Genomic DNA, 25,908 nt, shown 5'->3' on the forward strand with positions numbered 1-25,908 from the left:
GTAACTTTCGTTACTCCATTGTTTTTTATTTTCTGGCGATGAATTGAAGCGTGTTAACCCACAGGTCGGTATAAAACGGCCAGGACATGAATTGCTGAGTTCCCCAGTGCGGCGAACAGTCACTCATAAAACAGGCGGTTTTACCCTGTTGGTATTTACCGAACACTAATAGAGGGTCATTATTTATTGTTAATACGACATCAGCATCTTCTCTGGCGACAACCTCGTTATATCCAAGAAATATCGGGTAGTCTGAGAATCCGTCTACAACAGGATGTTCAGGCGAGACAGCCTCAGCGTAGATACCCTCTGGTTTTTCTACTCGGTCATCGCCGTCAAGCATAATAACTGGCAAGACCTCGGCAAGAATGGTGTTCTTGTAATTGGCCTTTGCCTCAATACCCATAAATGACAGATAGCCGCCAATCATAAGCAGACCACCACCATTTTTGACGTACTCTTTAATTGATTCCAGAGCATTTGGCTTTATTTTGAGCTGATAGAATGTCTCGTTTTGCAACAGGAATGTATTGCTGCCGATATCGCTAATGACAATGACATCATAACGGTTTAGTTCATCAATGCTTTCTGGAAATGCGATTTGTACGGTGTGAGCAGGCATGTAATCAATTTCCACACCACCTTTCTTTAAGCATTCCAGTAACCATGTAGCGCCTTCTTCATATTTACTGGAGGTAAAGCTGTCATAACCTTTTGAATGAATCATGTGAATATGCCAGGATTCTCCAATAAAGAGCACCTTTAGTTTTTTCTGCGTATTGTTCATAGTCTGCTCCTTGATTTAGTGAGTTGAGATAGTTTGTTTGTAATGTGAACTCTGAATGCGATGTAGAACGGATTCGTTTTCTGGCATGTCAGAGGCATTGGGTGTTTCAACAGCAAGCGAGGCGAATGCGCTGGCGTAGCATAATGCGGATGCCAGTGATTTTCCTTTAGCAAGGCCAGATGCGAGTGCGCCATTGAAGGCGTCGCCAGCTCCTGCGGTGTTTTTTACAACTGCCGGGAATGCCGGAGAATAGATGAATTGCGTTCCGTCATAAGCGAGAGATCCTTTGCTACCTAAAGTAATAATGGTATTTTTTACACCTTTCTGATGAATAATCTTCGCTGCACATTTGGCTGACTCAATGTCATTGACGGACATGTTTGCCAGGAGACCAGCTTCGGTTTCATTTGGCGTAATGTAATCGATGTCATCAATGATGGTATTGACCATTTCATTATATGGCGCTGGATTGATAATTACCGGTATGTCATTTTTTTGTGCGAGACGAATTGTTTGCTGAAGCGCCTCGTAATTTGTCTCCAGTTGTACAAGAACAATATCTGAATGAATAATGGCTTCTTTTTGTATGGTGATTTCATCAGGTGAAATTGTCATATTAGCACCTGGATAGATGGCGATGACGTTATCCCCGGTATCTCCATTCACCATGATGGTAGCTGTACCAGTTTGTGTTTCTTTGGTCTGGTAGATTACACTTTTATGGATTTTTGATGAGTTTATAAAATTAATGGCGTAATCACTAAAATGGTCTGACCCTACTTTAGTAATAAAATGCACATCAGAATCGGCATAACTTGCCGCTAAAGCTTGATTACATCCTTTACCGCCTGGCGAAAAAATAAATTTATCGGCAAGTAATGATTCTCCTGTCGAGGGTAGCCTCGGTAGGTAACTGATAATATCAACATTGAACGAGCCAATAACACATACATTATTTTTCATGGCAGAGAGACCTTTTTTTATTTTCTGCGCTGATTCATATTTTTCCAGCACATAAGCAATTTCGTTTTTTGCAACGTTATCAAGAGAATCAAGGGTAATAAATGCACCACCATGACAGCGAGTGAGATATCCCTGTCCGGCAAGTTCATTGAGATCTGAGCGAATGGTTTCTTTTGTTACCTTGAGACTTTTCGCCAGATTTGAAACTTTTACAACTCCCGAAATACTGATTTCTTTCAATATTCTATGATGGCGTTCAAATTTCATTTTTTACCTCACCGTGGTTAAGTTAGTCCCAGGAGAAGTATATTGTTGTGATTGTCACCATAAAGTGATGGCAGAAACCAAAAAAAAACAAAAATGTAATATTAATATTATTAACGTTACGAAAAATAGCGATGAAGATAAAAAGGTGAATAACCATATAATTCAGGTGGTTGTTAGGCCTGAACATGACGGCGGGGGAAACGATGGACTGCAATCAAAAACTCTATGCCAGGGCCGGATAGCGCTTCCGCTCCTGAATTTAACGGCGAGATATAACGGATAATGGCCTACAGCGTTCAGAACGATGTCGGCCTTATTGGTTGGTTATGGCGCATATCGCTGCAGCGATTCAGACCAGCGGAATATTTGGCTGCTTTTATCCTGCAGGTTTACGCGCTCTAAATCATAAAACCCGTGCGTTTTTGCCGAACGCATTTTGAGGATATATTTACTTTCGCTGATGTCGTGCTGTCTTGTACCGTCTTTATTCCACTCTCCGGCGATGTCCGTATATTGATAAACAAGGTCGGAATACACGTTGATTATCCTGTTGTCTTTGATCGCATAGAGCTCCAGCACTTCATAAAATGCGCCGCCGCCCGAATACGCCTCAGAGTATCCACCGCGCACCCCAAACGCCAGCGTATCGGGTGCGATCCGGTACGGTGCCAGATCCAGTTTTGTATAATAGGCCAGCGGTCTGACGGACTCATCATCGCTCTCTTTTTCGGCGGTTTTATTCCACTCAGAGAGTTGGTTTAATGGTTTTTCCGAGCGTGCAATCGGCGTTATCTGTTGGTTCTGCCAGGAAAAAACGCCGAGATATAATTTATTGGCGCGCCCGTTGCTGTAGTTTTCCGGACAGTTGTTATCCGCGTATTTCTTTGCCTGCCCGGCGTCGGCCGGATTGTCGGCGAAACAGGCGACACCGATATATTTGCCGTCTTTGCCCCAGGCTTTGGCACCCGTGAGGATCAGGTTGTCAGGATCTTCATTCGGCGCAACCCAGGCAATCCACGCGTTCTCAGATAATCCCTGTGGAAGCTCGCCAAATCCTTTGGCTGGGGTTGCTCCCGCCATTTGCTCAGCAAAAATCTGTTTACCTTCCGGGTGTTGAATGGCGCTGGGCACGGAATCGAGATTTTGTACGGTAATGGCGAAAGCAGGGGAGAGTGCTGCCAGCAACACCAGGGGAAGGTACTTTTTCACTCTTGCGTCCTTTCAATAAGAAGGGCGATAAGACTCGCCCTTAATTTTATTTCACGCGCGCCATAAAGTAGGCATCAACGTATTCACCGTTGCGCAGGCCGTATTTCTTACCTGTGCCTTCGATTTCAAAGCCGTATTTCTTATACACCGCCACGGCCGGCTCATTATCAACAAATACCGTTAGCTCAATACGCTCGACGCGCAGCCAGTTGTCGCACATGTCGATCATCGTGCGAATCAACGCGCTGGCAACGCCGCGATTGTGCCACCGTGCATCCACGCAGATACCAAAATCAGCCACGTGGCTGCGACGCGGGCGTTGCGCGACCTCAATACAGAGATGCCCCACGACGATATCGTCAATGCAGGCAACCAGTTGTTTGACCCCGGCTTGCTCGGTTAGCCTCGCTTGCCACATCTCGAGGGAAGGATGAGGAACCTGTAGGGTGTTGTGGTACACCTCCGGCTGGGCGTGGATCTGACGAATTGCGTCGTAATCTTTCGGTTCAGCGTGGCGTATCACTATCTCACTCATTCCTTATCTCCAGCAGGGTTAATTGTGTATTTACACTCGCTGAGAAAGAAAATTCCGTCAACTGCATTTTTTTGCAAAAAGAAGTAGACAAGTGCGAATGAGAATGATTATTATTGCTCTGCGTTCAGGGGAACCCCTACGGAGAACCTGAAAGCACGACATTGCTCACATTGCTTCCAGTATTACTTTAGCCAGCTTTTGCTGGCTTTTTTTTTGAGGTTTTGTGTCTGCCTGGCTTACTTGCCATTTCGTCCCCGGGAAGTGCTCGTGCTCCTCACGTACATTTAGTACGCTCCGGGCCCTGCGCGCTTGCCGTGAACAAACTGCCTGCGACGCCGACGGCCGATCCTGTCGCCCTGTGGTGCAGTTCAAGCGCCATCCGGCAAAGAATCCAACATTCAGTCTCCAGCCGCTTTGCGCTATGGTGTAGACAATCACCTTCGAAAGGATCGTCTCATGACCTTACACTGCGCATTTATTGGTTTTGGTAAAAGCACCACTCGCTACCATTTGCCGTACGTCCTCAACCGCAAAAATAGCTGGCATGTCGCGCACATTTTTCGCCGCCACGCCAAGCCGGAAGAGCAGGCGCCACAATATTCACATATTCACTTCACCAGCGACCTCGACGAGATCTTAAACGATCCGCAGGTGAAGCTGGTGATCGTCTGTACCCATGCTGACAGTCATTTTGAATACGCCAAACGCGCGCTGGAAGCGGGTAAAAACGTGTTGGTTGAGAAACCCTTCACGCCGACGCTTGCGCAAGCAAAAGCACTGTTCGAACTGGCGCAAAGCAAAGGGCTGACCGTTACGCCATATCAGAATCGTCGTTTTGATTCCTGCTTCCTCACCGCTAAAAAAGCGATTGAGAGCGGCAAGCTCGGCGAAATTGTTGAGGTTGAAAGCCATTTCGATTACTACCGCCCCGAGGCGGAAACCAAGCCGGGACTGCCGCAGGACGGCGCATTCTATGGTCTGGGCGTACACACCATGGATCAGATTATCTCGCTGTTCGGTCGTCCCGATTGCGTGGCCTATGACATCCGCAGCCTGCGCAACAAAGCGAATCCAGACGATACCTTTGAAGCACAGCTGTTCTACGGTTCTCTGAAAGCCATTGTTAAAACCAGTCACTTGGTGAAAATCGACTATCCCAAGTTTATCGTTCACGGTACCAAAGGCTCGTTTGTGAAGTACGGCATCGACCAGCAGGAAACCAGCCTGAAGACCAATATCATGCCAGGTGAGCCAGGTTTCGCTGCTGACGATTCCATTGGGATGCTGGAGTACGTCAACGATGACGGCCTGACGGTAAAAGAAGAGGTGCAGCCGGAAGTGGGGGACTATGGTCGCGTCTATGATGCGCTTTACCAGACGCTGACAGCCGGTACGCCTAATTATGTCAAGGAATCTGAAGTTCTTACCAATCTGGAACTCCTCGAACGCGCCTTTGAACAGGCTTCTCCGGCGACGATAACTCTCGCCAAATAGCTTGCGCAGACTCCTCTGGGCTTGTTCATTTTTTTTGAACAGAGGAGTCAATTTTCACCCTCTATGATCCCCGACGGATTGAGTCCACACTTACTCCATCGAAAACATCTGGGGGTGAACACAATGATCTACTTACGCAAAGCTAATGACCGTGGCCACGCTAATCATGGCTGGCTCGATTCCTGGCATACCTTCTCTTTTGCCAACTACTATGACCCAAACTTTATGGGGTTCTCGGCACTGCGCGTGATTAACGATGACGTGATCGACGCAGGTCAGGGCTTTGGTACTCATCCCCATAAAGACATGGAAATCCTGACTTACGTGCTGGAAGGTGCGGTGGAACATCAGGACAGCATGGGGAACAAAGAGCAGGTTCCGGCCGGTGAGTTCCAGATAATGAGCGCCGGGACGGGGATCCGTCACTCGGAGTACAACCCGAGCAATACTGAGAAGCTGCATCTGTATCAGATTTGGATCATGCCGCAGGAAAACGGTATTACCCCACGCTATGAGCAGCGCCGTTTTGATGCCGCTCAGGGTAAACAACTGGTGCTGTCGCCAGATGCCCGTGATGGTTCGCTGAAAGTGTACCAGGATATGGAGCTTTACCGTTGGGCACTGGTCAAAGATGAGCAGTCGGTGCATCAGATTGCCGCTGAACGCCGCGTCTGGATCCAGGTAGTAAAAGGTAACGTGACAATTAACGGAACCAAAGCGACCACCAGCGATGGTCTGGCAATCTGGGATGAGCAGGCGATTTCTATTCATGCCGACAGCGACAGCGAAGTGTTGTTGTTTGATCTGCCGCCAGTATAAAAATACACGGCATGCTTAAAGCTGCATCTGTGTTGGCTTTCCTCGCTCACCCCGGTCGCGTACTTAATGTACGCTCCCGGGGATTTACTGCGTCGCCGCCTTGATGCAACTCGAATGATTTTGTGTATTTCTCACAATAAAAAACTCCTTTTTTTCTCTGCGAAGGTTCACGCACGTCCGTGGTAAACTGGGGGAATCTATCCCTTTTTAACGCTTCAGGACGATGAAAAAGAAAAGACCCGTACTTCAGGATGTAGCCGACCGCGTGGGCGTGACCAAAATGACGGTCAGCCGCTTTTTGCGTAACCCGGAGCAGGTCTCCGTGGCGCTGCGGGGCAAAATTGCCGCTGCACTTGATGAGCTGGGTTATATTCCCAATCGCGCTCCTGATATCCTTTCTAACGCCACCAGCCGCGCTATCGGCGTGCTGTTACCGTCTCTCACCAACCAGGTTTTTGCTGAAGTGCTACGCGGCATTGAGGCTGTCACTGACGCTCATGGTTATCAAACCATGCTGGCGCACTACGGTTATAAGCCTGAGATGGAACAAGAGCGTCTGGAATCGATGCTGTCGTGGAATATTGATGGCCTGATCCTCACCGAACGTAGCCATACGCCCCGTACGCTGAAAATGATTGAGGTTGCCGGTATCCCGGTGGTTGAGCTGATGGACAGCCAGTCCCCGTGTCTTGATATTGCCGTGGGCTTCGACAACTTCGAAGCCGCGCGTCAGATGACTGCCGCTATCATCGCCCGCGGGCACCGTCATGTTGCCTATCTTGGCGCACGCCTTGATGAACGTACTATCATCAAACAGAGAGGCTACGAGCAGGCAATGCGCGATGCCGACCTGGTGCCGTACAGCGTGATGGTGGAGCAGTCTTCTTCCTACTCCTCCGGTATTGAACTTATCCGTCAGGCGCGGCGTGAATACCCGCAGCTCGATGGTGTCTTTTGTACCAACGATGACCTGGCGGTAGGGGCGGCCTTCGAATGCCAGCGTTTAGGGCTGAAAATCCCTGATGACATGGCGATTGCCGGATTCCACGGTCACGACATCGGGCAGGTGATGGAGCCGCGTCTGGCGAGCGTGCTCACGCCGCGTGAACGCATGGGCAGCATTGGCGCAGAACGTCTGCTGGCGCGCATCCGCGGTGAGGCCGTCACACCTAAAATGTTAGATTTAGGTTTCACCTTGTCACCGGGCGGATCTATTTAAGCCAACAAGTTTGAAGTAGCTCACACTTATACACTTCGAGCACGAATGGATATTGCTTCTCTATTTATCCGGCTGGACAATGTTACCGATAACAGTTACCCGTAACAATTTCCTGATTCTTGTACCAGTGGGGGCAACGCTTTGAGCACGACTAATCATGATCACCACGTTTACGTTCTGATGGGCGTATCGGGCAGCGGTAAATCTGCTGTCGCCAGCGAAGTGGCGCATCAACTGCAGGCCGCGTTTCTTGATGGCGATTTTCTCCATCCGCGCAGCAACATCATGAAAATGGCTTCTGGTGAGCCACTCAACGATGACGACCGCAAACCGTGGTTACAGGCGTTGAATGACGCCGCCTTTGCGATGCAGCGTACCAACAAGGTTTCGCTGATCGTCTGTTCCGCCCTGAAAAAAGTCTATCGCGACCAGCTACGCGACGGTAACCCGAACCTCTCTTTCATCTATCTGAAAGGGGATTTTGACGTTATCGAAAGCCGCCTGAAAGCGCGTAAAGGCCACTTCTTCAAAACGCAGATGCTGGTGACCCAGTTTGAAGCGCTGGAAGAACCGGGTGCGAATGAAAACGATGTACTGGTGGTCGATATCGATCAACCACTGGACGGTGTGGTCGCCAGCACCATTGAGGTTATTAACCAGGGCAGTAAGTAGTGAGTACATTAACGCTTGTTTTAACAGCAGTAGGGTCCGTTTTATTACTGCTGTTTTTAGTGATGAAGGCGCGTATGCACGCCTTCGTTGCTTTGATGGTGGTATCCATTGGTGCAGGTCTCTTTTCCGGTATGCCGCTCGATAAAATCGCGGCGACCATGGAAAAAGGGATGGGAGGCACGCTCGGTTTCCTGGCGATTGTTGTGGCGCTGGGGGCGATGTTCGGCAAGATTTTGCATGAGACCGGCGCTGTCGATCAGATTGCCGTCAAAATGCTGAAATCCTTCGGTCACAGCCGCGCACATTATGCGATTGGCCTGGCCGGTCTGATTTGCGCGCTGCCGCTGTTCTTTGAGGTGGCGATTGTGCTGCTGATTAGCGTGGCATTCTCAATGGCGCGCCATACGGGGACGAACCTGGTTAAGCTTGTGATCCCGCTGTTTGCGGGCGTAGCGGCTGCTGCGGCATTCCTGCTGCCTGGGCCTGCGCCGATGCTGCTGGCCTCTCAGATGCACGCCGACTTTGGCTGGATGATCCTGATTGGCCTGTGTGCCGCGATTCCGGGCATGATTATCGCCGGACCGCTGTGGGGGAATTTCATCAGCCGTTACGTCGAGCTGCACGTACCGGAAGATATTTCCGAGCCGCATCTGGGCGAAGGCAAAATGCCGTCCTTTGGCTTCAGCTTATCGCTTATCCTGCTGCCGCTGGTGCTGGTGGGGCTGAAAACCATCGCCGCACGCTTTGTTCCGGTCGGTTCTACAACCTATGAATGGTTCGAGTTTATCGGTCACCCGTTTACCGCGATTCTGGTTGCCTGTCTGGTGGCGATTTACGGTCTGGCGGTGCGCCAGGGCATGCCAAAAGACCGCGTGATGGAGATCTGTGGTCATGCGCTGCAACCGGCGGGGATTATTCTGCTGGTGATTGGTGCGGGCGGTGTATTCAAACAGGTTCTGGTTGATTCTGGCGTCGGTCCGGCGCTGGGCGAAGCGTTAACCGGTATGGGCCTGCCGATTGCCATCACCTGCTTCGTGCTGGCGGCGGCTGTGCGTATCATTCAGGGTTCCGCGACTGTAGCCTGCTTAACGGCGGTCGGTCTGGTGATGCCGGTGATTGAGCAACTGAACTACTCCGGTGCCCAGATGGCGGCACTGTCTATCTGTATCGCGGGCGGCTCTATCGTGGTCAGCCACGTTAACGACGCTGGTTTCTGGTTGTTCGGTAAATTTACCGGTGCGACCGAAGCGCAAACGCTGAAGACCTGGACGATGATGGAAACCATTCTCGGCACGGTCGGTGCGATTGTCGGTATGATTGCCTTTCAGCTGTTGAGCTGATGGCATTGCCCGGTGGCGCTTGCGCTTACCGGGCCTGGAAACGAGCACACATCCACACCGTAGGCCGGGTAAGCGCAAGCGCTACCCGGCTTTTTTTATAGCACGACCAGCCCTTCTTCTGTTTTCAGCCAGCGCGGCGCTTTTAGCGTATCGGCGAAATAGCCCACCAGATCCTGCAGTAAGTCACCCGTCACTCGTTCCATCTCGTCAGACAGCGTTTTACTCATCAGCAGGTGCGTTAATAACTGACAGTAGCGCCCCATCTGGTCTGGTTCCGGCTCGAAAAGGGGAAAACGGGTCGGGAATGTTTCTACCGTCAGGCTCGCTTGCAGATGCTGCGGTACAGGCTCCGTTAAGGTCGGTTGCAATAACGCGAGACAGGCCGACAGACGTGCACAAATCGCCAGTTTTTCAACCGGGTCATGGCATTCAACCAGCCCTTCGACAAAACGCTCGCAGTTATCCGCCAGTTCGGTGAAATCCGTGGCAGGGCTAAAGGGCAGGGTAAATAAAGAGTGTGAAAAGAGAGGGGTAGTCGCCATAGGGCAGCCTCCAATGAGTCAAATTTTACCGCCACCTAAGGGACCAACCTTTTGGTGGCGGGCTGAACGGAGTTGGTCCTACCGGCCTCATTGGATACCGGCGCGTCTTACGACGCCACCGTCCAGCCCACCATTGAGGTGTAGCTGGTCGCGCGACAAAAGTGAATTTTATCGCGAATGAGGTAATCAGGGGACCAATCCTGGCACCTGATTTTGCAGGTGCAGCGAGAAGATAATGCCAATCCGCGATGCTGACAAGAGGGCATTCCGGAAGGCACCTCGCAGAAATGAAAATACGTTTTTTCAGCGAGTTAAAAGCGTAAGGAATACCTGAAATTACAGCGGTGCCGGAGAGCCAGGATTGTTAAGGGGGCTGCGTAGCCCCCTTAACACGTTCACTGGTGACGAGATCTCAGAGAAGTAATGAGCATAACGTGAACGGAACTGTTCTCCGGGTAACATGCTATCTGAGCCAAAAAGGGGAGATTACCCCTTCATCCACATCCTTACGCCGTCGAGGAACATCTGGGTAGCCATCATCACCAGAATCAGCCCCATCAGGCGCTCCAGTGCGTTCACCCCTTTCTCGCCCAGCAGACGCAAAAACAGCGACGACTGCAGCAAAATCACAAAAGTACCACCCCAGGCGATCAGCAGAGCAATCACCAGATGCCCCATCTGGTTCGGATACTGATGTGATAACAGCATTAATGAAGCCAGGATTGTTGGACCCGCTACCAGCGGGATCGCCAGTGGCACGATAAACGGCTCTTCGCCTGCCGGAAGCCCGGTGCTATTCCCGGTGGCGCTGGGGAAAATCATCTTAATGGCGATCAGGAACAAAATGATGCCCCCGGAGATCGATACGGTTTCCGCGCGCAGGTTAAGAAATGCCAGTATTTTCTCGCCAGCAAACAGGAATATCAGCATCACCAACAGCGCAATAAACAGCTCGCGAATCATAATCGCGCGGCGGCGTTTTGGTTCGGTATGTTTCAATACGGACATGAAAATGGGCAGATTTCCGAGCGGGTCCATAATAAGGATCAATAAAACTGCCGCTGAAATGATTTCATTCATAACTCAAATTCCCTTACTATTACCGCGGACTTTCTGCTTGCTTGCGCAGCGGGATAAGTCGCATTACTGATGGCTTCGCTATCATTGATTAATTTCACTTGCGACTTTGGCTGCTTTTTGTATGGTGAAGGATAGGCCAGTAGGATACTGGTTAGCATACACAGCACACATCTCTGCAGGAAAAAAACGCTATGAAAAATGTTGGTTTTATCGGCTGGCGCGGTATGGTCGGCTCTGTTCTCATGCAACGCATGGTTGAGGAGCGTGACTTCGACGCCATTCGCCCTGTTTTCTTTTCTACTTCCCAGCTCGGGCAGGCGGCACCGACATTCGGTGGAACCGCGACCGGCACGCTTCAGGACGCTTTTGATCTGGATGCGCTGAAGGCGCTCGATATCATCGTGACCTGTCAGGGCGGCGATTATACCAACGAAATCTATCCAAAGCTTCGTGAAAGCGGTTGGCAGGGTTACTGGATTGACGCGGCCTCTTCGCTGCGTATGAAAGACGATGCCATCATCATTCTCGATCCGGTTAACCAGGATGTCATCACTGACGGCCTGAACAAAGGTATTAAGACCTTTGTCGGCGGTAACTGTACCGTTAGCCTGATGCTGATGTCCCTCGGTGGCCTGTTTGCCAATGACCTGGTTGACTGGGTTTCTGTGGCGACCTATCAGGCGGCCTCCGGCGGCGGCGCGCGCCATATGCGCGAACTGCTGTCCCAGATGGGTCATCTGTATGGCCATGTGGCCGATGAACTGGCAACCCCTTCCTCTGCTATTCTCGATATCGAACGTAAAGTGACGACCCTGTCCCGCAGCGGTGAACTGCCGGTTGACAACTTTGGCGTACCGTTGGCCGGTAGCCTGATTCCGTGGATCGACAAACAACTTGATAACGGTCAGAGCCGCGAAGAGTGGAAGGGACAGGCTGAAACCAACAAAATTCTTAACACCTCTTCCGTGATCCCGGTAGATGGTCTGTGCGTGCGCGTCGGTGCGCTGCGCTGCCACAGCCAGGCGTTCACCATTAAACTGAAAAAAGATGTGTCTATTCCGACCGTGGAAGAACTGCTGGCAGCGCACAATCCGTGGGCCAAAGTCGTGCCAAACGATCGGGATATCACCATGCGTGAGTTAACCCCGGCGGCCGTTACCGGCACGCTGACCACGCCAGTAGGCCGTCTGCGTAAGCTGAATATGGGACCGGAGTTCCTGTCAGCCTTTACCGTGGGCGACCAGTTGCTGTGGGGTGCTGCGGAGCCATTGCGCCGTATGCTGCGTCAGTTGGCGTAATGTGGGACTGCCTGATGACGCCACGTTTATCAGGCCTACAAACGACGCGAATCACCTGGCCGGATCAGTCAATACGGCTCTCCGGCAGAGTGATTGCGTGTTTTAACAATGGGTGCTGAGTCACCCATTTTTTTGCGTAATACAGGAGTAAGCGCAGATGTTTCATTTTTTACCAGGAGTAAGATAAAGCATTGGCTATTCTTTAAGGGTGACTTAGTACCGGAGGTATTAAGTTGTTGCCTGAAGGTGGGACGACGCAGAGAGGATGCACAATTGTGCTGCGCCGTTCAGGTCAAAAAAAGTGTCACTACCTGATGTCGAAGATCAGTTGGAAGGCGTGACACCATAAAACAGGATGACAACCATGTCCGTTCGTATCGATAGAGACGTGATTAATGCGCTAATTGCAGGCCATTTTGCGGATCCTTTTTCCGTACTCGGTATGCACCAAACTGACGCTGGACTTGAAGTCCGCGCCCTATTACCTGACGCCACCGAAGTGTGGGTGATCGAACCCAAAACCGGACGCAAAGTCGGCAAGCTGGACTGCCTCGACTCTCGCGGTTTTTTCTGTGCTGTACTTCCCCGCCGTAAAAATTTCTTTCGCTATCAGTTAGCTGTTGTCTGGCATGGACAGGAGAATCTGATTGATGACCCTTATCGTTTTGGCCCGCTGATCCAGGATATGGATGCCTGGCTGTTATCTGAAGGTACGCACCTGCGACCTTACGAAACGCTGGGCGCGCATGCGGATACCATGGATGGCGTAACCGGTACGCGCTTCTCCGTCTGGGCGCCTAACGCTCAACGCGTGTCAGTGGTTGGGCAGTTCAACTACTGGGATGGCCGTCGCCACCCGATGCGCCTGCGTAAAGAAAGCGGTATCTGGGAGCTGTTTATCCCCGGCGCGCAGCATGGTCAACTGTATAAATACGAGATGATCGATGCGAACGGTAAGCTGCGAATCAAAGCGGACCCTTACGCCTTCGAAGCGCAAATGCGCCCGGAAACCGCGTCGCTTATCTGCGGTCTGCCGGAAAAAGTGGTGCAAAGCGAGGAGCGAAAAAAAGCCAACCAGTTTGATGCGCCGATCTCTATCTATGAAGTGCACCTGGGCTCATGGCGTCGTCATACCGATAACAACTTCTGGCTGAGCTACCGCGAACTGGCGGATCAACTGGTGCCTTACGTCAAGTGGATGGGCTTTACCCATCTCGAACTGTTGCCGATTAATGAGCATCCGTTCGACGGTAGCTGGGGCTACCAACCTACCGGTATGTATGCGCCGACCCGTCGTTTCGGGACGCGTGATGATTTCCGCTATTTTGTGAATGCCGCGCATCAGGCCGGACTGAACGTCATTCTCGACTGGGTGCCGGGCCATTTCCCGTCGGACGACTTTGGTCTGGCAGAGTTTGATGGCACCAATCTGTATGAGCATAGCGACCCGCGCGAAGGGTATCACCAGGACTGGAACACGCTGATCTACAACTACGGTCGCCGTGAAGTCAGTAACTATCTGGTGGGCAATGCCCTGTACTGGATTGAACGTTTTGGTATTGATGCGCTGCGTGTAGATGCCGTGGCGTCGATGATTTATCGCGACTACAGCCGTAAAGAAGGGGAGTGGGTCCCGAACGAATTTGGCGGTCGTGAAAACCTCGAAGCCATTGAGTTTTTACGTAATACCAACCGTATTCTTGGCGAGCAGGTGCCGGGGGCCGTGAGCATGGCGGAAGAGTCCACCGACTTTGCCGGCGTTTCAAGGCCGCAGGATATGGGCGGTTTAGGGTTCTGGTATAAGTGGAACCTCGGCTGGATGCACGACACGCTGGACTACATGAAGTTGGATCCGGTTCATCGTCAGTTCCATCACGATAAGCTGACCTTCGGCATGCTGTACAACTACACCGAAAACTTTGTCCTGCCGCTGTCGCACGATGAAGTGGTACACGGTAAAAAATCAATTCTCGATCGCATGCCGGGAGACGCATGGCAGAAGTTTGCCAACCTGCGCGCCTACTACGGCTGGATGTGGGCCTTCCCGGGCAAGAAACTGCTGTTTATGGGCAACGAGTTTGCTCAGGGGCGTGAGTGGAACCATGACGCCAGCCTCGACTGGCATCTGCTGGAAGGCGGCGATAACTGGCACCACGGCGTACAACGTTTGGTGCGCGATCTGAACCTTACCTATCGTCATCACAAAGCGCTGCACGAGCTTGATTTTGACGCCTATGGCTTCGAGTGGCTGGTGGTGGATGACAAAGAACGTTCGGTGCTGGCTTTCGTTCGTCGTGACAAAGTCGGTAATGAAATCATCGTTATCAGCAACTTTACGCCAGTGCCTCGCCACGGCTATCGCTTCGGTATCAATCAGCCGGGCAAATGGCGCGAGATCCTCAATACCGACTCGATGCATTATCACGGTAGCAATACCGGTAACGGCGGCGCGGTACACAGCGATGAAATCGCCAGTCATGGTCGTCAGCACTCACTGAGCCTGACGTTGCCACCGCTGGCAACGATCTGGCTGGTGCGGGAGGGATAATGACGCAACTGGCAACCGGCAACGCCACCCCCCATGGTGCAACGTATGACGGCCATGGCGTCAATTTCACCCTCTTTTCGGCCCACGCTGAACGCGTTGAATTATGCGTATTCGATGAGCAAGGCTGCGAACTCCGCTACGACCTGCCGGGGCGTAGCGGCGATGTCTGGCACGGCTATCTGGCCAACGCCCGTCCCGGTCTGCGCTATGGGTATCGCGTACATGGTCCGTGGCAACCGCAGCAGGGCCACCGGTTTAATCCGGCGAAACTGCTGCTTGACCCTTGCGCGCGTCGGGTGGATGGCGAGTTAAAAGATAACCCACTGCTGCACGGTGGGCTGAATGAACCGGATCATCATGATAATGCCGCCATCGCGCTGAAGGGCGTGGTGGTGTCCGACCATTATGACTGGGAGGATGATGCCCCGCCGCGCACGCCGTGGGGCAATACCGTAATTTACGAAGCGCATGTCAAAGGGCTGACGTATTTGCATCCTGACCTGCCGGAAGAAATTCGCGGGACCTACAAAGCGCTGGGTCATCCGGTGATGATCGACTATTTCAAGCGCCTCGGCATTACCGCGCTGGAGCTGTTACCGGTGGCGCATTTCGCCAGCGAACCGCGGCTTCAGCGACTGGGCCTGTCAAACTACTGGGGCTACAACCCGGTGGCGATGTATGCGCTGCATCCGGCCTATGCCAGCTCGCCGGAGAGTGCGCTTGATGAGTTTCGCGACGCGGTAAAAGCGCTGCATAAAGCGGGTATTGAGGTCATTCTCGACATCGTTTTAAACCACAGCGCCGAGCTGGATCTCGAAGGACCTGTCTTCTCGCTGCGCGGAATTGATAACCGTAGCTATTATTGGATCAGAGATGATGGCGATTACTACAACTGGACCGGTTGTGGGAACACCATCAATCTGAGCCATCCTGGCGTTGTGGAATACGCATGCGAGTGCCTGCGCTACTGGGTTGAAACCTGCCATGTGGATGGTTTTCGTTTTGATTTGGCTTCCGTCATGGGGCGTACGCCTGAGTTTCGTCAGGATGCTCCGCTGTTTACCGCGATCCAAAACTGTCCGCTGCTTTCACGCGCCAAGCTGATTGCGGAACCGTGGGATATTGGTGAAGGCGGGTATCAGGTGGGGAATTTCCCCCCGCCGTTTGCCGAGTGGAACGACCATTTCCGCGATGCGACGCGACGTTTTTGGCTCCAGCGTAATCTTTCGTTGGGCGAGTTTGCCGGACGTTTTGCCGCATCCAGCGACGTGTTTAAACGCCCGGGCCGCAATCCCAGCGCCACGGTCAATCTGGTGACCGCGCATGACGGTTTTACGCTACGCGACTGCGTTTGCTTCACAAATAAGCACAATGAAGCGAATGGTGAGGAAAATCGCGACGGCACTAGCAATAACTACAGTGACAATCATGGTAAAGAAGGATTAGGCGGCTCGCTGGACCTGATTGAGCGGCGGCGCGACAGCATTCATGCGCTGTTAACCACGCTGTTGCTCTCCCAGGGGACGCCGATGCTGCTGGCGGGTGATGAGCATGGTCATAGCCAGCACGGTAATAATAACGCTTACTGCCAGGATAACGCCTTAACCTGGCTGGACTGGCAGCAGGCAAACAGTGGGCTAACCACATTTACCGCCGCGTTGATTCATCTGCGTCGGCAAATACCTGCATTAACAGGCGATTGCTGGTGGGAAGAGGGCGATGGCAATGTTCGTTGGCTGAATAAGTACGCACAACCCTTAAGTGCGGATGAGTGGCATAACGGCCCGAGGCAGATGCAAATCCTGCTTTCAGATCGTTTCCTGATTGCAATAAACGCCACGCTTGAGGTGACAGATATCGTTTTACCTGAAGGGGAATGGCACGCCATTCCCCCATTTGCCGGAGAGGATAATCCGGTGCTTACGGCGGTCTGGCAGGGACCTGCGCACGGACTGTGTGTGTTCCAGAGAAGATAAAAAGGAGTTAGTCATGGTAAGTTTAGAGAAGAACGATCGTGTAATGTTGGCGCGCCAGCTGCCATTAAAATCTGTTGCCCTGATCCTGGCCGGTGGCCGCGGTACTCGCCTGAAAGATTTAACCAATAAGCGTGCCAAGCCTGCCGTGCACTTTGGCGGTAAGTTCCGCATTATCGATTTTGCCTTATCCAACTGTCTTAATTCCGGGATCCGCCGTATCGGCGTGATCACTCAGTACCAGTCACACACGCTGGTGCAGCATATTCAGCGCGGCTGGTCGTTCTTTAGCGAAGAGATGAACGAGTTCGTCGATCTGCTGCCTGCCCAGCAGAGGATGCAGGGTGAAAACTGGTATCGCGGTACGGCGGATGCGGTGACCCAAAACCTGGACATCATTCGCCGCTATAAAGCTGAATATGTGGTGATCCTCGCGGGCGATCATATTTATAAGCAGGACTACTCACGCATGCTGATCGACCACGTTGAGAAAGGCGCGCGTTGCACAGTGGCCTGTATGCCAGTGCCTATTGAAGAGGCCAGCGCGTTTGGCGTAATGGACGTGGACGACACCGATAAAATTATCGAGTTCGTTGAAAAACCTGCCAACCCGCCAGCGATGCCTAATGATCCGACCAAATCGCTTGCCAGTATGGGGATCTACATCTTCGACGCCGATTATCTGTATGAACTGCTGGCGGAAGATGATCTCGATGAAAAATCCAGTCACGATTTTGGCAAAGACATCATCCCGAAAATCACCGAAGCTGGCATGGCATATGCACATCCATTCCCATTGTCCTGCGTACAGTCTGACCCGGAATCCGAGCCGTACTGGCGCGATGTGGGAACGCTGGAAGCCTACTGGAAAGCAAACCTCGATCTGGCTTCGGTGACGCCTGAACTGGATATGTACGACCAGGACTGGCCAATCCGTACGCATATGGAATCACTGCCGCCGGCGAAATTTGTTCAGGACCGTTCCGGTAGCCACGGAATGACGCTGAACTCGCTGGTTTCCGGCGGCTGTATTATTTCTGGTTCGGTGGTAGTGCAGTCCGTTCTGTTCCCGCGAGTGCGGGTGAATTCATTCTGTAACATTGATTCGGCAGTGTTGTTACCTGAAGTGTGGGTGGGACGTTCGTGCCGCTTACGTCGTTGCATTATCGACCGCGCCTGCGTTATTCCTGAAGGCATGGTGATTGGTGAAAACGCGGAAGAAGATGCTCGTCGTTTCTACCGTTCAGAGGAAGGTATTGTACTGGTCACGCGTGAAATGCTGCGCAAACTGCAGATCAAACAGGAGCGATAATGCAGGTTTTACACGTTTGTTCAGAGATGTTCCCTTTGTTAAAAACCGGGGGACTGGCGGATGTTATTGGGGCGTTACCCGCAGCGCAAATCGCGGACGGTGTGGATGCCCGCGTGCTGCTCCCGGCGTTTCCTGATATCCGTCGCGGCATTCCCGATGCGCAGGTGGTGACGCGTCGCGATACCTTCGCCGGACGTATTACGCTGTTGTTCGGGCATTTCAACGGTGTGGGCATTTACCTGATTGACGCGCCGCATCTCTATGACCGTCCCGGTAGCCCGTATCACGACACTAACCTGTTTGCATATACCGATAACGTGCTGCGTTTTGCGCTGCTGGGTTGGGTTGGCAGTGAAATGGCCTGTGGCTTTGACCCATTCTGGCGCCCGGATGTGGTGCATGCGCACGACTGGCATGCCGGTCTGGCCCCGGCGTATCTGGCGGCGCGCGGCCATCCGGCGAAATCGGTGTTCACTGTGCACAACCTGGCGTATCAAGGCATGTTTTATGCAAAGCATATGGATGACATCCAATTGCCATGGTCGTTCTTTAACGTGCACGGACTGGAGTTTAACGGGCAGATTTCTTTCCTGAAGGCCGGGTTGTACTACGCCGACCACATTACGGCGGTCAGTCCGACCTACGCGCGGGAAATTACCGAGCCGCAGTTTGCCTACGGCATGGAAGGTCTGTTGCAGCAGCGTCATCGTGAAGGACGTCTTTCCGGTGTGCTGAACGGCGTTGATGAAAAAATCTGGAGCCCGGAAACCGATCTGCTGCTGGCGTCGCGGTATACGCGTGAAACGCTGGAAGAGAAAGCGGAGAACAAACGCCAGCTACAGATCGCGATGGGACTTAAGGTTAACGACAAAGTGCCGTTATTTGCCGTAGTCAGCCGCCTGACCAGTCAGAAAGGGCTGGATCTGGTGCTGGAAGCGCTACCGGGGTTGTTAGAGCAGGGTGGACAGCTGGCATTGCTTGGTGCGGGCGATCCGGTTTTACAGGAAGGTTTCCTCGCCGCGGCGGCGGAACATCCGGGACAGGTGGGCGTACAGATTGGCTATCACGAAGCCTTCTCGCACCGCATCATGGGTGGGGCCGACGTTATATTGGTTCCCAGCCGTTTTGAGCCGTGTGGCTTAACGCAGTTGTATGGACTGAAGTACGGCACGCTGCCGCTGGTGCGGCGCACCGGTGGGCTGGCTGATACGGTCTCTGACAGTTCGCTGGAAAACCTGGCGGATGGTATCGCCAGTGGGTTTGTATTTGAAGATAGTAATGCCTGGTCGCTGCTACGCGCGATCCGGCGTGCTTTCGTATTGTGGTCCCGGCCTTCGCTGTGGCGGTTTGTACAACGTCAGGCCATGACCATGGATTTTAGCTGGCAAGTCGCGGCGAAGTCATACCGTGAGCTTTACTATCGTTTGAAATAGATATCCAGGAATCACCTATATGAATGCTCCATTTACTTATGCATCGCCCACACTCAGCGTAGAGGCACTTAAGCATTCTATCGCCTACAAGCTGATGTTCACGATTGGTAAAGACCCGGTCATTGCCAATAAACATGAGTGGCTGAACGCCACGTTGTTCGCGGTGCGCGATCGTCTCGTGGAGCGCTGGCTGCGTTCTAACCGTGCGCAATTATCCCAGGAAACTCGACAGGTTTATTATCTGTCAATGGAGTTTCTGATTGGCCGCACACTTTCCAATGCACTGTTATCGTTGGGTATTTATGACGATGTCAAAAATGCGCTGGAAGGTATGGGGTTGGATCTTGAAGATCTGATCGATGAAGAAAACGACCCTGGTCTTGGCAACGGTGGCCTCGGGCGCCTGGCGGCCTGCTTCCTGGACTCACTGGCAACGTTGGGTCTGCCGGGACGCGGCTACGGTATTCGTTATGACTACGGCATGTTCAAACAGAACATTGTTGATGGCCGACAGAAAGAGTCTCCGGACTACTGGCTGGAATACGGTAACCCGTGGGAATTCAAACGCCACAATACGCGCTACAAAGTGCGCTTTGGCGGGCGTATTCAGCAGGAAGGCAAGAAAACGCGCTGGATAGAAACTGAAGAGATCCTCGCGGTAGCCTACGACCAAATTATTCCCGGTTATGACACAGACGCCACCAATACGCTGCGCTTGTGGAATGCCCAGGCCAGTAGCGAAATCAACCTCGGTAAATTTAACCAGGGCGACTACTTTGCGGCGGTGGAAGATAAAAACCACTCCGAGAACGTCTCCCGCGTGCTGTATCCGGATGACTCCACCTATTCAGGACGCGAGCTGCGTTTGCGCCAGGAGTATTTCCTGGTCTCCTCCACGGTGCAGGACATCCTGAACCGTCATTATCAGCTGCACAAAACCTACGACAACCTGGCAGATAAGATCGCCATTCACCTCAACGACACCCATCCGGTACTGTCGATTCCTGAGCTGATGCGTCTACTGATCGATGAGCACAAATTCAGTTGGGATAATGCGTTTGAGGTCTGCTGCCAGGTCTTCTCGTATACCAACCACACCTTGATGAGCGAAGCGCTGGAGACCTGGCCTGTCGATATGCTGGGCAAAATTCTGCCGCGCCATCTGCAAATCATCTTTGAGATTAACGACTACTTCCTGAAGACGTTGCAGGAACAGTATCCGAACGATACCAGTCTGCTGGGACGGACGTCGATTATCGATGAATCCAATGGCCGCCGGGTGCGTATGGCATGGCTCGCAGTGGTGGTGAGCCACAAGGTTAACGGCGTTTCTGAGCTGCACTCCAACCTGATGGTGCAGTCGCTGTTTGCTGACTTTGCGAAGATTTTCCCGACTCGCTTCTGTAACGTCACCAACGGCGTGACGCCGCGCCGCTGGCTGGCACTGGCTAACCCATCGCTCTCTGAGGTGCTGGATGAGAACATTGGCCGCACCTGGCGAACCGATCTCAGCCAGCTAAGCGAGCTTGAACAGCACTGCGATTACCCGCTGGTAAATCAGGCGGTGCGCCGTGCGAAACTGGAGAATAAAAAACGTCTGGCAACGCTCATTGCCCAGCAGCTTAACGTGGTGGTGAACCCGAAATCGCTGTTTGATGTGCAGATCAAGCGTATTCACGAGTACAAACGCCAGTTGATGAACGTGCTGCATGTGATCACCCGCTACAACCGCATTAAGGCCGATCCTGATGCCGAGTGGGTGCCGCGCGTGAATATCTTCGCCGGTAAAGCGGCTTCGGCCTATTACATGGCGAAGCACATCATTCACCTGATCAACGACGTCGCGAAAGTGATCAACAACGATCCGCAAATTGGTGACAAGCTGAAAGTGGTGTTTATTCCTAACTACAGCGTCAGCCTGGCGCAGGTGATTATTCCTGCTGCCGACCTGTCTGAGCAGATTTCGCTGGCCGGGACCGAAGCCTCTGGTACCAGTAATATGAAGTTTGCCCTCAACGGCGCGCTGACCATTGGGACGCTGGACGGTGCCAACGTCGAGATGCTGGAGCATGTGGGCGCAGAAAATATCTTTATCTTTGGTAATACGGCGGAAGAGGTCGAAGCCTTACGCAGCCAGGGCTACAAGCCGCGTGAGTATTACGAGAAAGACGAAGAGCTGCACCAGGTGCTGACGCAGATTGGCAGCGGTGTATTCAGTCCTGAGGAGCCGGGGCGCTATCGTGACCTGGTTGACTCGCTGATCAACTTTGGCGACCACTATCAGGTTCTGGCGGATTATCGCAGCTACGTTGACTGCCAGGATAAGGTTGACGAACTGTATCGCCACCCGGAAGAGTGGACCACCAAGTCGATGATTAATATCGCCAACATGGGCTACTTCTCGTCGGACAGGACGATCAAAGAGTACGCCGAAAACATCTGGCATATCGACTCGGTGCGGTTGTAACAAGGGCAGGATGATCTGTAGGCCGGATGGATAAGGCGTTAGCCGCCATCCGGCAAAAGGCCCGGTAGTGCTGACGCTTACCGGGCCTACAGTTTTATATCGAGTGTCTTAAGACGCCAGCGACAGCTGCTGTTTCTCAATGTACTCCGCCAGCCACTGGGTCATGCGCGACTGCTGTTCAGCGTTCAGCCACATACCTTCTTTCGTGCGACGCCACAGCGCATCTTCCACACGACGCACCCATTCGTGATCGACCAGATATTTCAGCTCGGCCTCATAGAACTCATGGCCGAAGTCTTCACCTAACTCGGCAAGCGAGGTGGCTTCCCCGATAATCCATTCGGTGTTACTGCCGTAGGTGCGCGAATAATGGCGTGCCAGCGACTCGGTCAGGAACGGGTAGCGACGGCGCAGTTTGGCCGCGTAATCTTCACGATCGCCGCCGATGTCACCGCCTGGCAGAATGCACTCTTTTGTCCACGCCGGACCGATTCCCTGATAGTACGACGCCAGTTTTTCCATCGCGTGTTCGGCCAGCTTACGATAGGTCGTCAGCTTACCGCCAAAGACCGACAGCAGCGGCGCTTTGCCGTTTTCGTCGTGGATATCCAACGTGTAATCACGGGTGATAGCCTGCGGCGAGTCGGACTCGTCATCGCACAGCGGACGTACGCCCGAGTAGGTCCAGACGATATCGTCACGGCCCAGCTGTTTCTTAAAGTGCGCGTTGTAGACCTTCAGCAGGTAATTGATTTCACTCTCATCAATTTTTACCGCTTTCGGATCGCCTTTGTATTCGACGTCAGTCGTCCCGATGATCGAGAATTCGTCCATCCATGGGATGACAAACACAATACGTTTATCTTCGTTTTGCAGAATATAAGCTTGCTTCTGGGTATGGACGCGCGGCACTACGATGTGGCTGCCTTTAATCAGACGAATACCGTACGGCGATGGCAGATGCATGCCGTCGTCGAAGAACTCTTTCACCCATGGGCCGGTGGCATTGACCAGACCACGCGCCTGCCAGGTGTGCTTTTTACCGGTATCGATATCTTCAGCTTCAACAATCCACAATCCGTTTTCACGGCGAGCGGAGGTAGCGCGAGTGCGGGTTAACACCTCTCCGCCTTTGCGTACGACCATTTGGGCGTTTGCCAAAACCAGTCGCGCATCGTCTACCCAGCAGTCAGAATATTCGAAACCGCGCACAATCTCAGGTTTCATTACGGAATCTGCGCCAAAACGCAAACCGGTCGAACTCGGCAAACTGGTGCGTTTGCCCAGATGATCGTACATAAACAGACCAATGCGGATCATCCACGCTGGACGCAGGTGCGGGCGATGGGGCAGACGAAAGCGCATCGGGAAGGCGATATGCGGTGCCATTTTCAACAACACCTCACGTTCGGCCAGCGCTTCGCTCACCAGGCGAAATTCGTAGTGTTCCAGGTAGCGCAGGCCACCGTGGATGAGTTTGGAGCTAGCGGAAGAGGTGGCACAGGCTAAATCCTGCGCTTCCAGCATCAGCACGGATAAACCGCGTCCAGCGGCATCTGCCGCGATACCGGCACCGTTGATGCCTCCACCTATCACAATCAGATCTTTGGTTTCCATGCTGGCCTCTCGCACTTTCGTTATAGCTCATTAATGTTCGTTATCGAGCATAATAGCAAAGAATCGCGCCATTGGTAACATCGGATAAACAATTTACAGTGATACATATAACATTATGGCGTTTAACTGCCGTCGGGACGTACACTAAGAAGTAACATGTCTGAAAAGCGTCACCTGCAATATAAAGAAGAGAGAGCAATGGATCAGTTTGAATGTATTAATGTCGAAGAAGCGCATCAGAAGCTGCACCAGGGGGCCGCGGTGTTAGTGGATATCCGCGACCCGCAAAGCTATGCGATGGGTCACGCCCCGCAGGCGTTTCATCTGACGAACGACACGCTGGGGTCATTTATGCGCGAGCATGATTTCGACACCGCCGTGTTAGTAATGTGTTATCACGGCAACAGCAGTAAAGGCGCGGCGCAATATCTTCTTCAGCAGGGCTATGACGCGGTTTACAGTGTTGACGGCGGCTTCGACGCCTGGCATCGACATTTTCCGGCAGAAGTGGCATACGGTTCGTAAGACTATACCCAAATTAATTCGAGTTGCATCGCGACGGCGACGCAGCAAATCTCCGGGCGCGTACGAACAGTATGTGACCGGAGTGAGTGAGGAAAGCCAACAAAGATGCAGCTCGAAGTAAGAAGGGTATATATACTGTCCTCTTTTGTGTGGAATAAGCGACAGCAACCATGTTGATGATTACCTCTTTTGCTAACCCCCGCGTGGCGCAGGCATTTGTTGATTATATGGCGACACAGGGCGTTATCCTGACGATTCAACAACATCAGCAAACGGATGTCTGGCTGGCGGATGAGTCCCAGGCTGAGCGCGTGCATGCTGAGCTGGCGCGATTTCTGGAGAATCCAGGCGATCCGCGTTACCTCGCGGCAAGCTGGCAGTCGGGTCATACCGACAGCGGTCTGCGCTACCAGCGTTATCCGTTCCTGGCCACATTGCGCGAACGCGCAGGCCCGGTAACCTGGGTGGTGATGGCCGCGTGTGTGCTGGTGTTTATCGCGATGAACACGCTGGGCGACCAGACCGTGATGCTCTGGCTGGCATGGCCGTTTGACCCTTCGCTGAAATTTGAATTCTGGCGTTATTTCACCCACGCTTTTATGCACTTCTCGCTGATGCATATTCTGTTCAACCTGCTGTGGTGGTGGTATCTCGGCGGTGCGGTTGAAAAGCGTCTGGGCAGCGGAAAACTGATTGTAATTACCGTGATCAGCGCCCTGCTAAGCGGCTACGTTCAGCAGAAATTTAGCGGCCCGTGGTTTGGTGGGCTGTCTGGCGTGGTATATGCGCTGATGGGTTATGTGTGGTTGCGCGGCGAGCGCGATCCACAAAGTGGTATTTTCCTGCAGCGTGGTTTGATTATCTTTGCTTTGATCTGGATTGTTGCCGGCTGGTTTGATGTGTTCGGCATGTCGATGGCGAACGGCGCACATATCGCCGGGCTGGCCGTGGGTCTGGCAATGGCGTTTGCCGATACTATGAATGTACGAAAACGAACGTAATTTCAGGGAACAATAATGAAGCAAACACAACGACATGACGCGATCATCGAGCTGGTAAAGAAACAGGGATACGTCAGTACTGAGGAGCTGGTGGAGCATTTCTCCGTCAGCCCGCAGACGATTCGCCGCGATCTTAACGATCTGGCCGATCAGAACATGATTTTGCGCCATCACGGTGGCGCGGCGCTGCCCTCCAGCTCGGTTAACACCCCGTGGCATGACCGTAAAGCGACACAGACGGCGGAAAAAGAGCGCATTGCCCGCAAAGTTGCCACGCAGATCCCGAACGGTTCTACGTTGTTCATTGATATCGGCACCACGCCGGAAGCGGTGGCTCACGCGCTGCTCAATCACAGCAATTTACGCATTGTGACCAACAACCTCAATGTGGCGAATACGCTGATGGCGAAAGAGGATTTTCGCATCATACTCGCCGGTGGCGAACTGCGTAGCCGCGACGGCGGTATTATGGGCGAAGCGACCCTCGACTTTATTTCTCAGTTCCGCCTGGACTTCGGCATCTTAGGGATTAGCGGTATCGATAGCGATGGCTCCCTGCTGGAGTTTGATTATCACGAAGTTCGCACCAAGCGCGCGATTATTGAGAATTCACGGCATGTGATGCTGGTGGTGGATCACTCGAAGTTTGGGCGTAACGCGATGGTGAATATGGGCAGTATCAGCATGGTGGATGCGGTGTATACCGACACGCTACCGCCAGCTGGCGTGATGCAGGTTATTGCGGACCATCATATTCAGTTAGAGCTGTGCTAAGTTAATTCCAGGCCTGATAAGCGTAGCGTATCA

General features: G+C 52.6%; 21 protein-coding genes. 14 read left to right on the plus strand and 7 right to left on the minus strand.

Going from position 1 to position 25,908, the window contains the following annotated elements:
* Positions 1 to 25 precede the first annotated feature (25 nt).
* From HVZ39_RS01340 to yhhY, 4 genes are all read right to left on the minus strand, one after another.
* Entirely contained in the window at positions 26 to 787 is a 762-nt protein-coding gene (locus HVZ39_RS01340; RefSeq protein WP_181633145.1) for a glutamine amidotransferase, read from the minus strand.
* A 15-nt stretch (positions 788 to 802) separates the two neighbouring features.
* Entirely contained in the window at positions 803 to 2,017 is a 1,215-nt protein-coding gene (locus tag HVZ39_RS01345; RefSeq protein ID WP_049283108.1) for a PfkB family carbohydrate kinase, read from the minus strand.
* A 324-nt stretch (positions 2,018 to 2,341) separates the two neighbouring features.
* Positions 2,342 to 3,226, minus strand: a complete 885-nt coding sequence (locus HVZ39_RS01350) for a hypothetical protein (RefSeq protein ID WP_181633146.1) — start codon at positions 3,224 to 3,226, stop codon at positions 2,342 to 2,344.
* A 46-nt stretch (positions 3,227 to 3,272) separates the two neighbouring features.
* Entirely contained in the window at positions 3,273 to 3,761 is a 489-nt protein-coding gene (yhhY, locus tag HVZ39_RS01355; RefSeq protein ID WP_019078130.1) for an N-acetyltransferase, read from the minus strand.
* A 456-nt stretch (positions 3,762 to 4,217) separates the two neighbouring features.
* On the opposite strand from yhhY, the gene HVZ39_RS01360 reads away from it, so the two are divergent.
* The 5 genes from HVZ39_RS01360 to gntU all read left to right on the plus strand — a co-directional run bounded on the left by HVZ39_RS01360 (position 4,218) and on the right by gntU (position 9,305).
* Positions 4,218 to 5,255, plus strand: coding sequence for an oxidoreductase (locus tag HVZ39_RS01360; RefSeq protein ID WP_181633147.1), 1,038 nt, complete (start codon positions 4,218 to 4,220; stop codon positions 5,253 to 5,255).
* A gap of 123 nt (positions 5,256 to 5,378) precedes the next feature.
* On the plus strand, positions 5,379 to 6,074 hold the full coding sequence (yhhW, locus tag HVZ39_RS01365) for a quercetin 2,3-dioxygenase (protein WP_003023472.1): 696 nt from the start codon (positions 5,379 to 5,381) through the stop codon (positions 6,072 to 6,074).
* Between the two features lie 223 nt (positions 6,075 to 6,297).
* Positions 6,298 to 7,293: a gluconate operon transcriptional repressor GntR gene (gene gntR / locus HVZ39_RS01370; protein WP_016157654.1), complete on the plus strand. Its 996-nt coding sequence runs from the start codon at positions 6,298 to 6,300 to the stop codon at positions 7,291 to 7,293.
* Positions 7,294 to 7,434: 141 nt separating this feature from the next.
* On the plus strand, positions 7,435 to 7,965 hold the full coding sequence (gntK, locus tag HVZ39_RS01375) for a gluconokinase (RefSeq protein ID WP_003023475.1): 531 nt from the start codon (positions 7,435 to 7,437) through the stop codon (positions 7,963 to 7,965).
* Complete coding sequence (gntU, locus tag HVZ39_RS01380; RefSeq protein WP_016154820.1) at positions 7,965 to 9,305, plus strand: gluconate transporter; 1,341 nt, start codon at positions 7,965 to 7,967, stop codon at positions 9,303 to 9,305. Before gntK ends, gntU begins: the two co-directional genes overlap by 1 nt.
* A 95-nt stretch (positions 9,306 to 9,400) precedes the next feature.
* Here gntU and HVZ39_RS01385 read toward each other — a convergent pair whose 3' ends face one another.
* Both HVZ39_RS01385 and yhgN read right to left on the minus strand, forming a co-directional pair.
* Complete coding sequence (locus tag HVZ39_RS01385) at positions 9,401 to 9,847, minus strand: hypothetical protein (RefSeq protein ID WP_181633148.1); 447 nt, start codon at positions 9,845 to 9,847, stop codon at positions 9,401 to 9,403.
* 486 nt (positions 9,848 to 10,333) lie between these two features.
* Entirely contained in the window at positions 10,334 to 10,927 is a 594-nt protein-coding gene (gene yhgN, locus HVZ39_RS01390; protein ID WP_003023480.1) for an NAAT family transporter YhgN, read from the minus strand.
* Between the two features lie 191 nt (positions 10,928 to 11,118).
* Here yhgN and asd point away from each other — a divergent pair, with 191 nt between their 5' ends.
* The 6 genes from asd to glgP all read left to right on the plus strand — a co-directional run bounded on the left by asd (position 11,119) and on the right by glgP (position 21,958).
* Positions 11,119 to 12,225: an aspartate-semialdehyde dehydrogenase gene (gene asd / locus HVZ39_RS01395; RefSeq protein WP_016157652.1), complete on the plus strand. Its 1,107-nt coding sequence runs from the start codon at positions 11,119 to 11,121 to the stop codon at positions 12,223 to 12,225.
* Between the two features lie 364 nt (positions 12,226 to 12,589).
* On the plus strand, positions 12,590 to 14,773 hold the full coding sequence (gene glgB / locus HVZ39_RS01400; RefSeq protein WP_016154817.1) for a 1,4-alpha-glucan branching enzyme: 2,184 nt from the start codon (positions 12,590 to 12,592) through the stop codon (positions 14,771 to 14,773).
* Positions 14,773 to 16,749, plus strand: coding sequence for a glycogen debranching protein GlgX (glgX, locus tag HVZ39_RS01405; RefSeq protein WP_019078135.1), 1,977 nt, complete (start codon positions 14,773 to 14,775; stop codon positions 16,747 to 16,749). The genes glgB and glgX overlap by 1 nt, the downstream gene beginning before the upstream one ends.
* Positions 16,750 to 16,762: 13 nt before the next feature.
* Complete coding sequence (gene glgC / locus HVZ39_RS01410; protein WP_016154815.1) at positions 16,763 to 18,058, plus strand: glucose-1-phosphate adenylyltransferase; 1,296 nt, start codon at positions 16,763 to 16,765, stop codon at positions 18,056 to 18,058.
* Positions 18,058 to 19,491 (plus strand): glycogen synthase GlgA, encoded by a 1,434-nt coding sequence (glgA, locus tag HVZ39_RS01415; RefSeq protein ID WP_016154814.1) that lies wholly within the window; start codon positions 18,058 to 18,060, stop codon positions 19,489 to 19,491. Before glgC ends, glgA begins: the two co-directional genes overlap by 1 nt.
* Positions 19,492 to 19,510: 19 nt before the next feature.
* Positions 19,511 to 21,958: a glycogen phosphorylase gene (gene glgP, locus HVZ39_RS01420; protein WP_016154813.1), complete on the plus strand. Its 2,448-nt coding sequence runs from the start codon at positions 19,511 to 19,513 to the stop codon at positions 21,956 to 21,958.
* 108 nt (positions 21,959 to 22,066) lie between these two features.
* Here glgP and glpD read toward each other — a convergent pair whose 3' ends face one another.
* Positions 22,067 to 23,575 carry a glycerol-3-phosphate dehydrogenase gene (gene glpD / locus HVZ39_RS01425; protein ID WP_181633149.1) on the minus strand — a complete coding sequence of 503 codons (1,509 nt, stop codon included), beginning with the start codon at positions 23,573 to 23,575 and terminating at the stop codon, positions 22,067 to 22,069.
* Positions 23,576 to 23,773: 198 nt separating this feature from the next.
* On the opposite strand from glpD, the gene glpE reads away from it, so the two are divergent.
* The 3 genes from glpE (at position 23,774) to HVZ39_RS01440 (ending at position 25,875) form a co-directional block, all read left to right on the plus strand.
* Complete coding sequence (gene glpE / locus HVZ39_RS01430) at positions 23,774 to 24,100, plus strand: thiosulfate sulfurtransferase GlpE (protein WP_003023495.1); 327 nt, start codon at positions 23,774 to 23,776, stop codon at positions 24,098 to 24,100.
* A gap of 170 nt (positions 24,101 to 24,270) precedes the next feature.
* Positions 24,271 to 25,101: a rhomboid family intramembrane serine protease GlpG gene (gene glpG / locus HVZ39_RS01435; RefSeq protein ID WP_016154811.1), complete on the plus strand. Its 831-nt coding sequence runs from the start codon at positions 24,271 to 24,273 to the stop codon at positions 25,099 to 25,101.
* A gap of 15 nt (positions 25,102 to 25,116) precedes the next feature.
* On the plus strand, positions 25,117 to 25,875 hold the full coding sequence (locus HVZ39_RS01440) for a DeoR/GlpR family transcriptional regulator (protein WP_003023499.1): 759 nt from the start codon (positions 25,117 to 25,119) through the stop codon (positions 25,873 to 25,875).
* Positions 25,876 to 25,908 lie beyond the last annotated feature (33 nt).

It is taken from the genome of Citrobacter sp. RHB35-C21, assembly GCF_013816515.1.
Classification (GTDB): Bacteria; Pseudomonadota; Gammaproteobacteria; order Enterobacterales; family Enterobacteriaceae; genus Citrobacter; species Citrobacter braakii.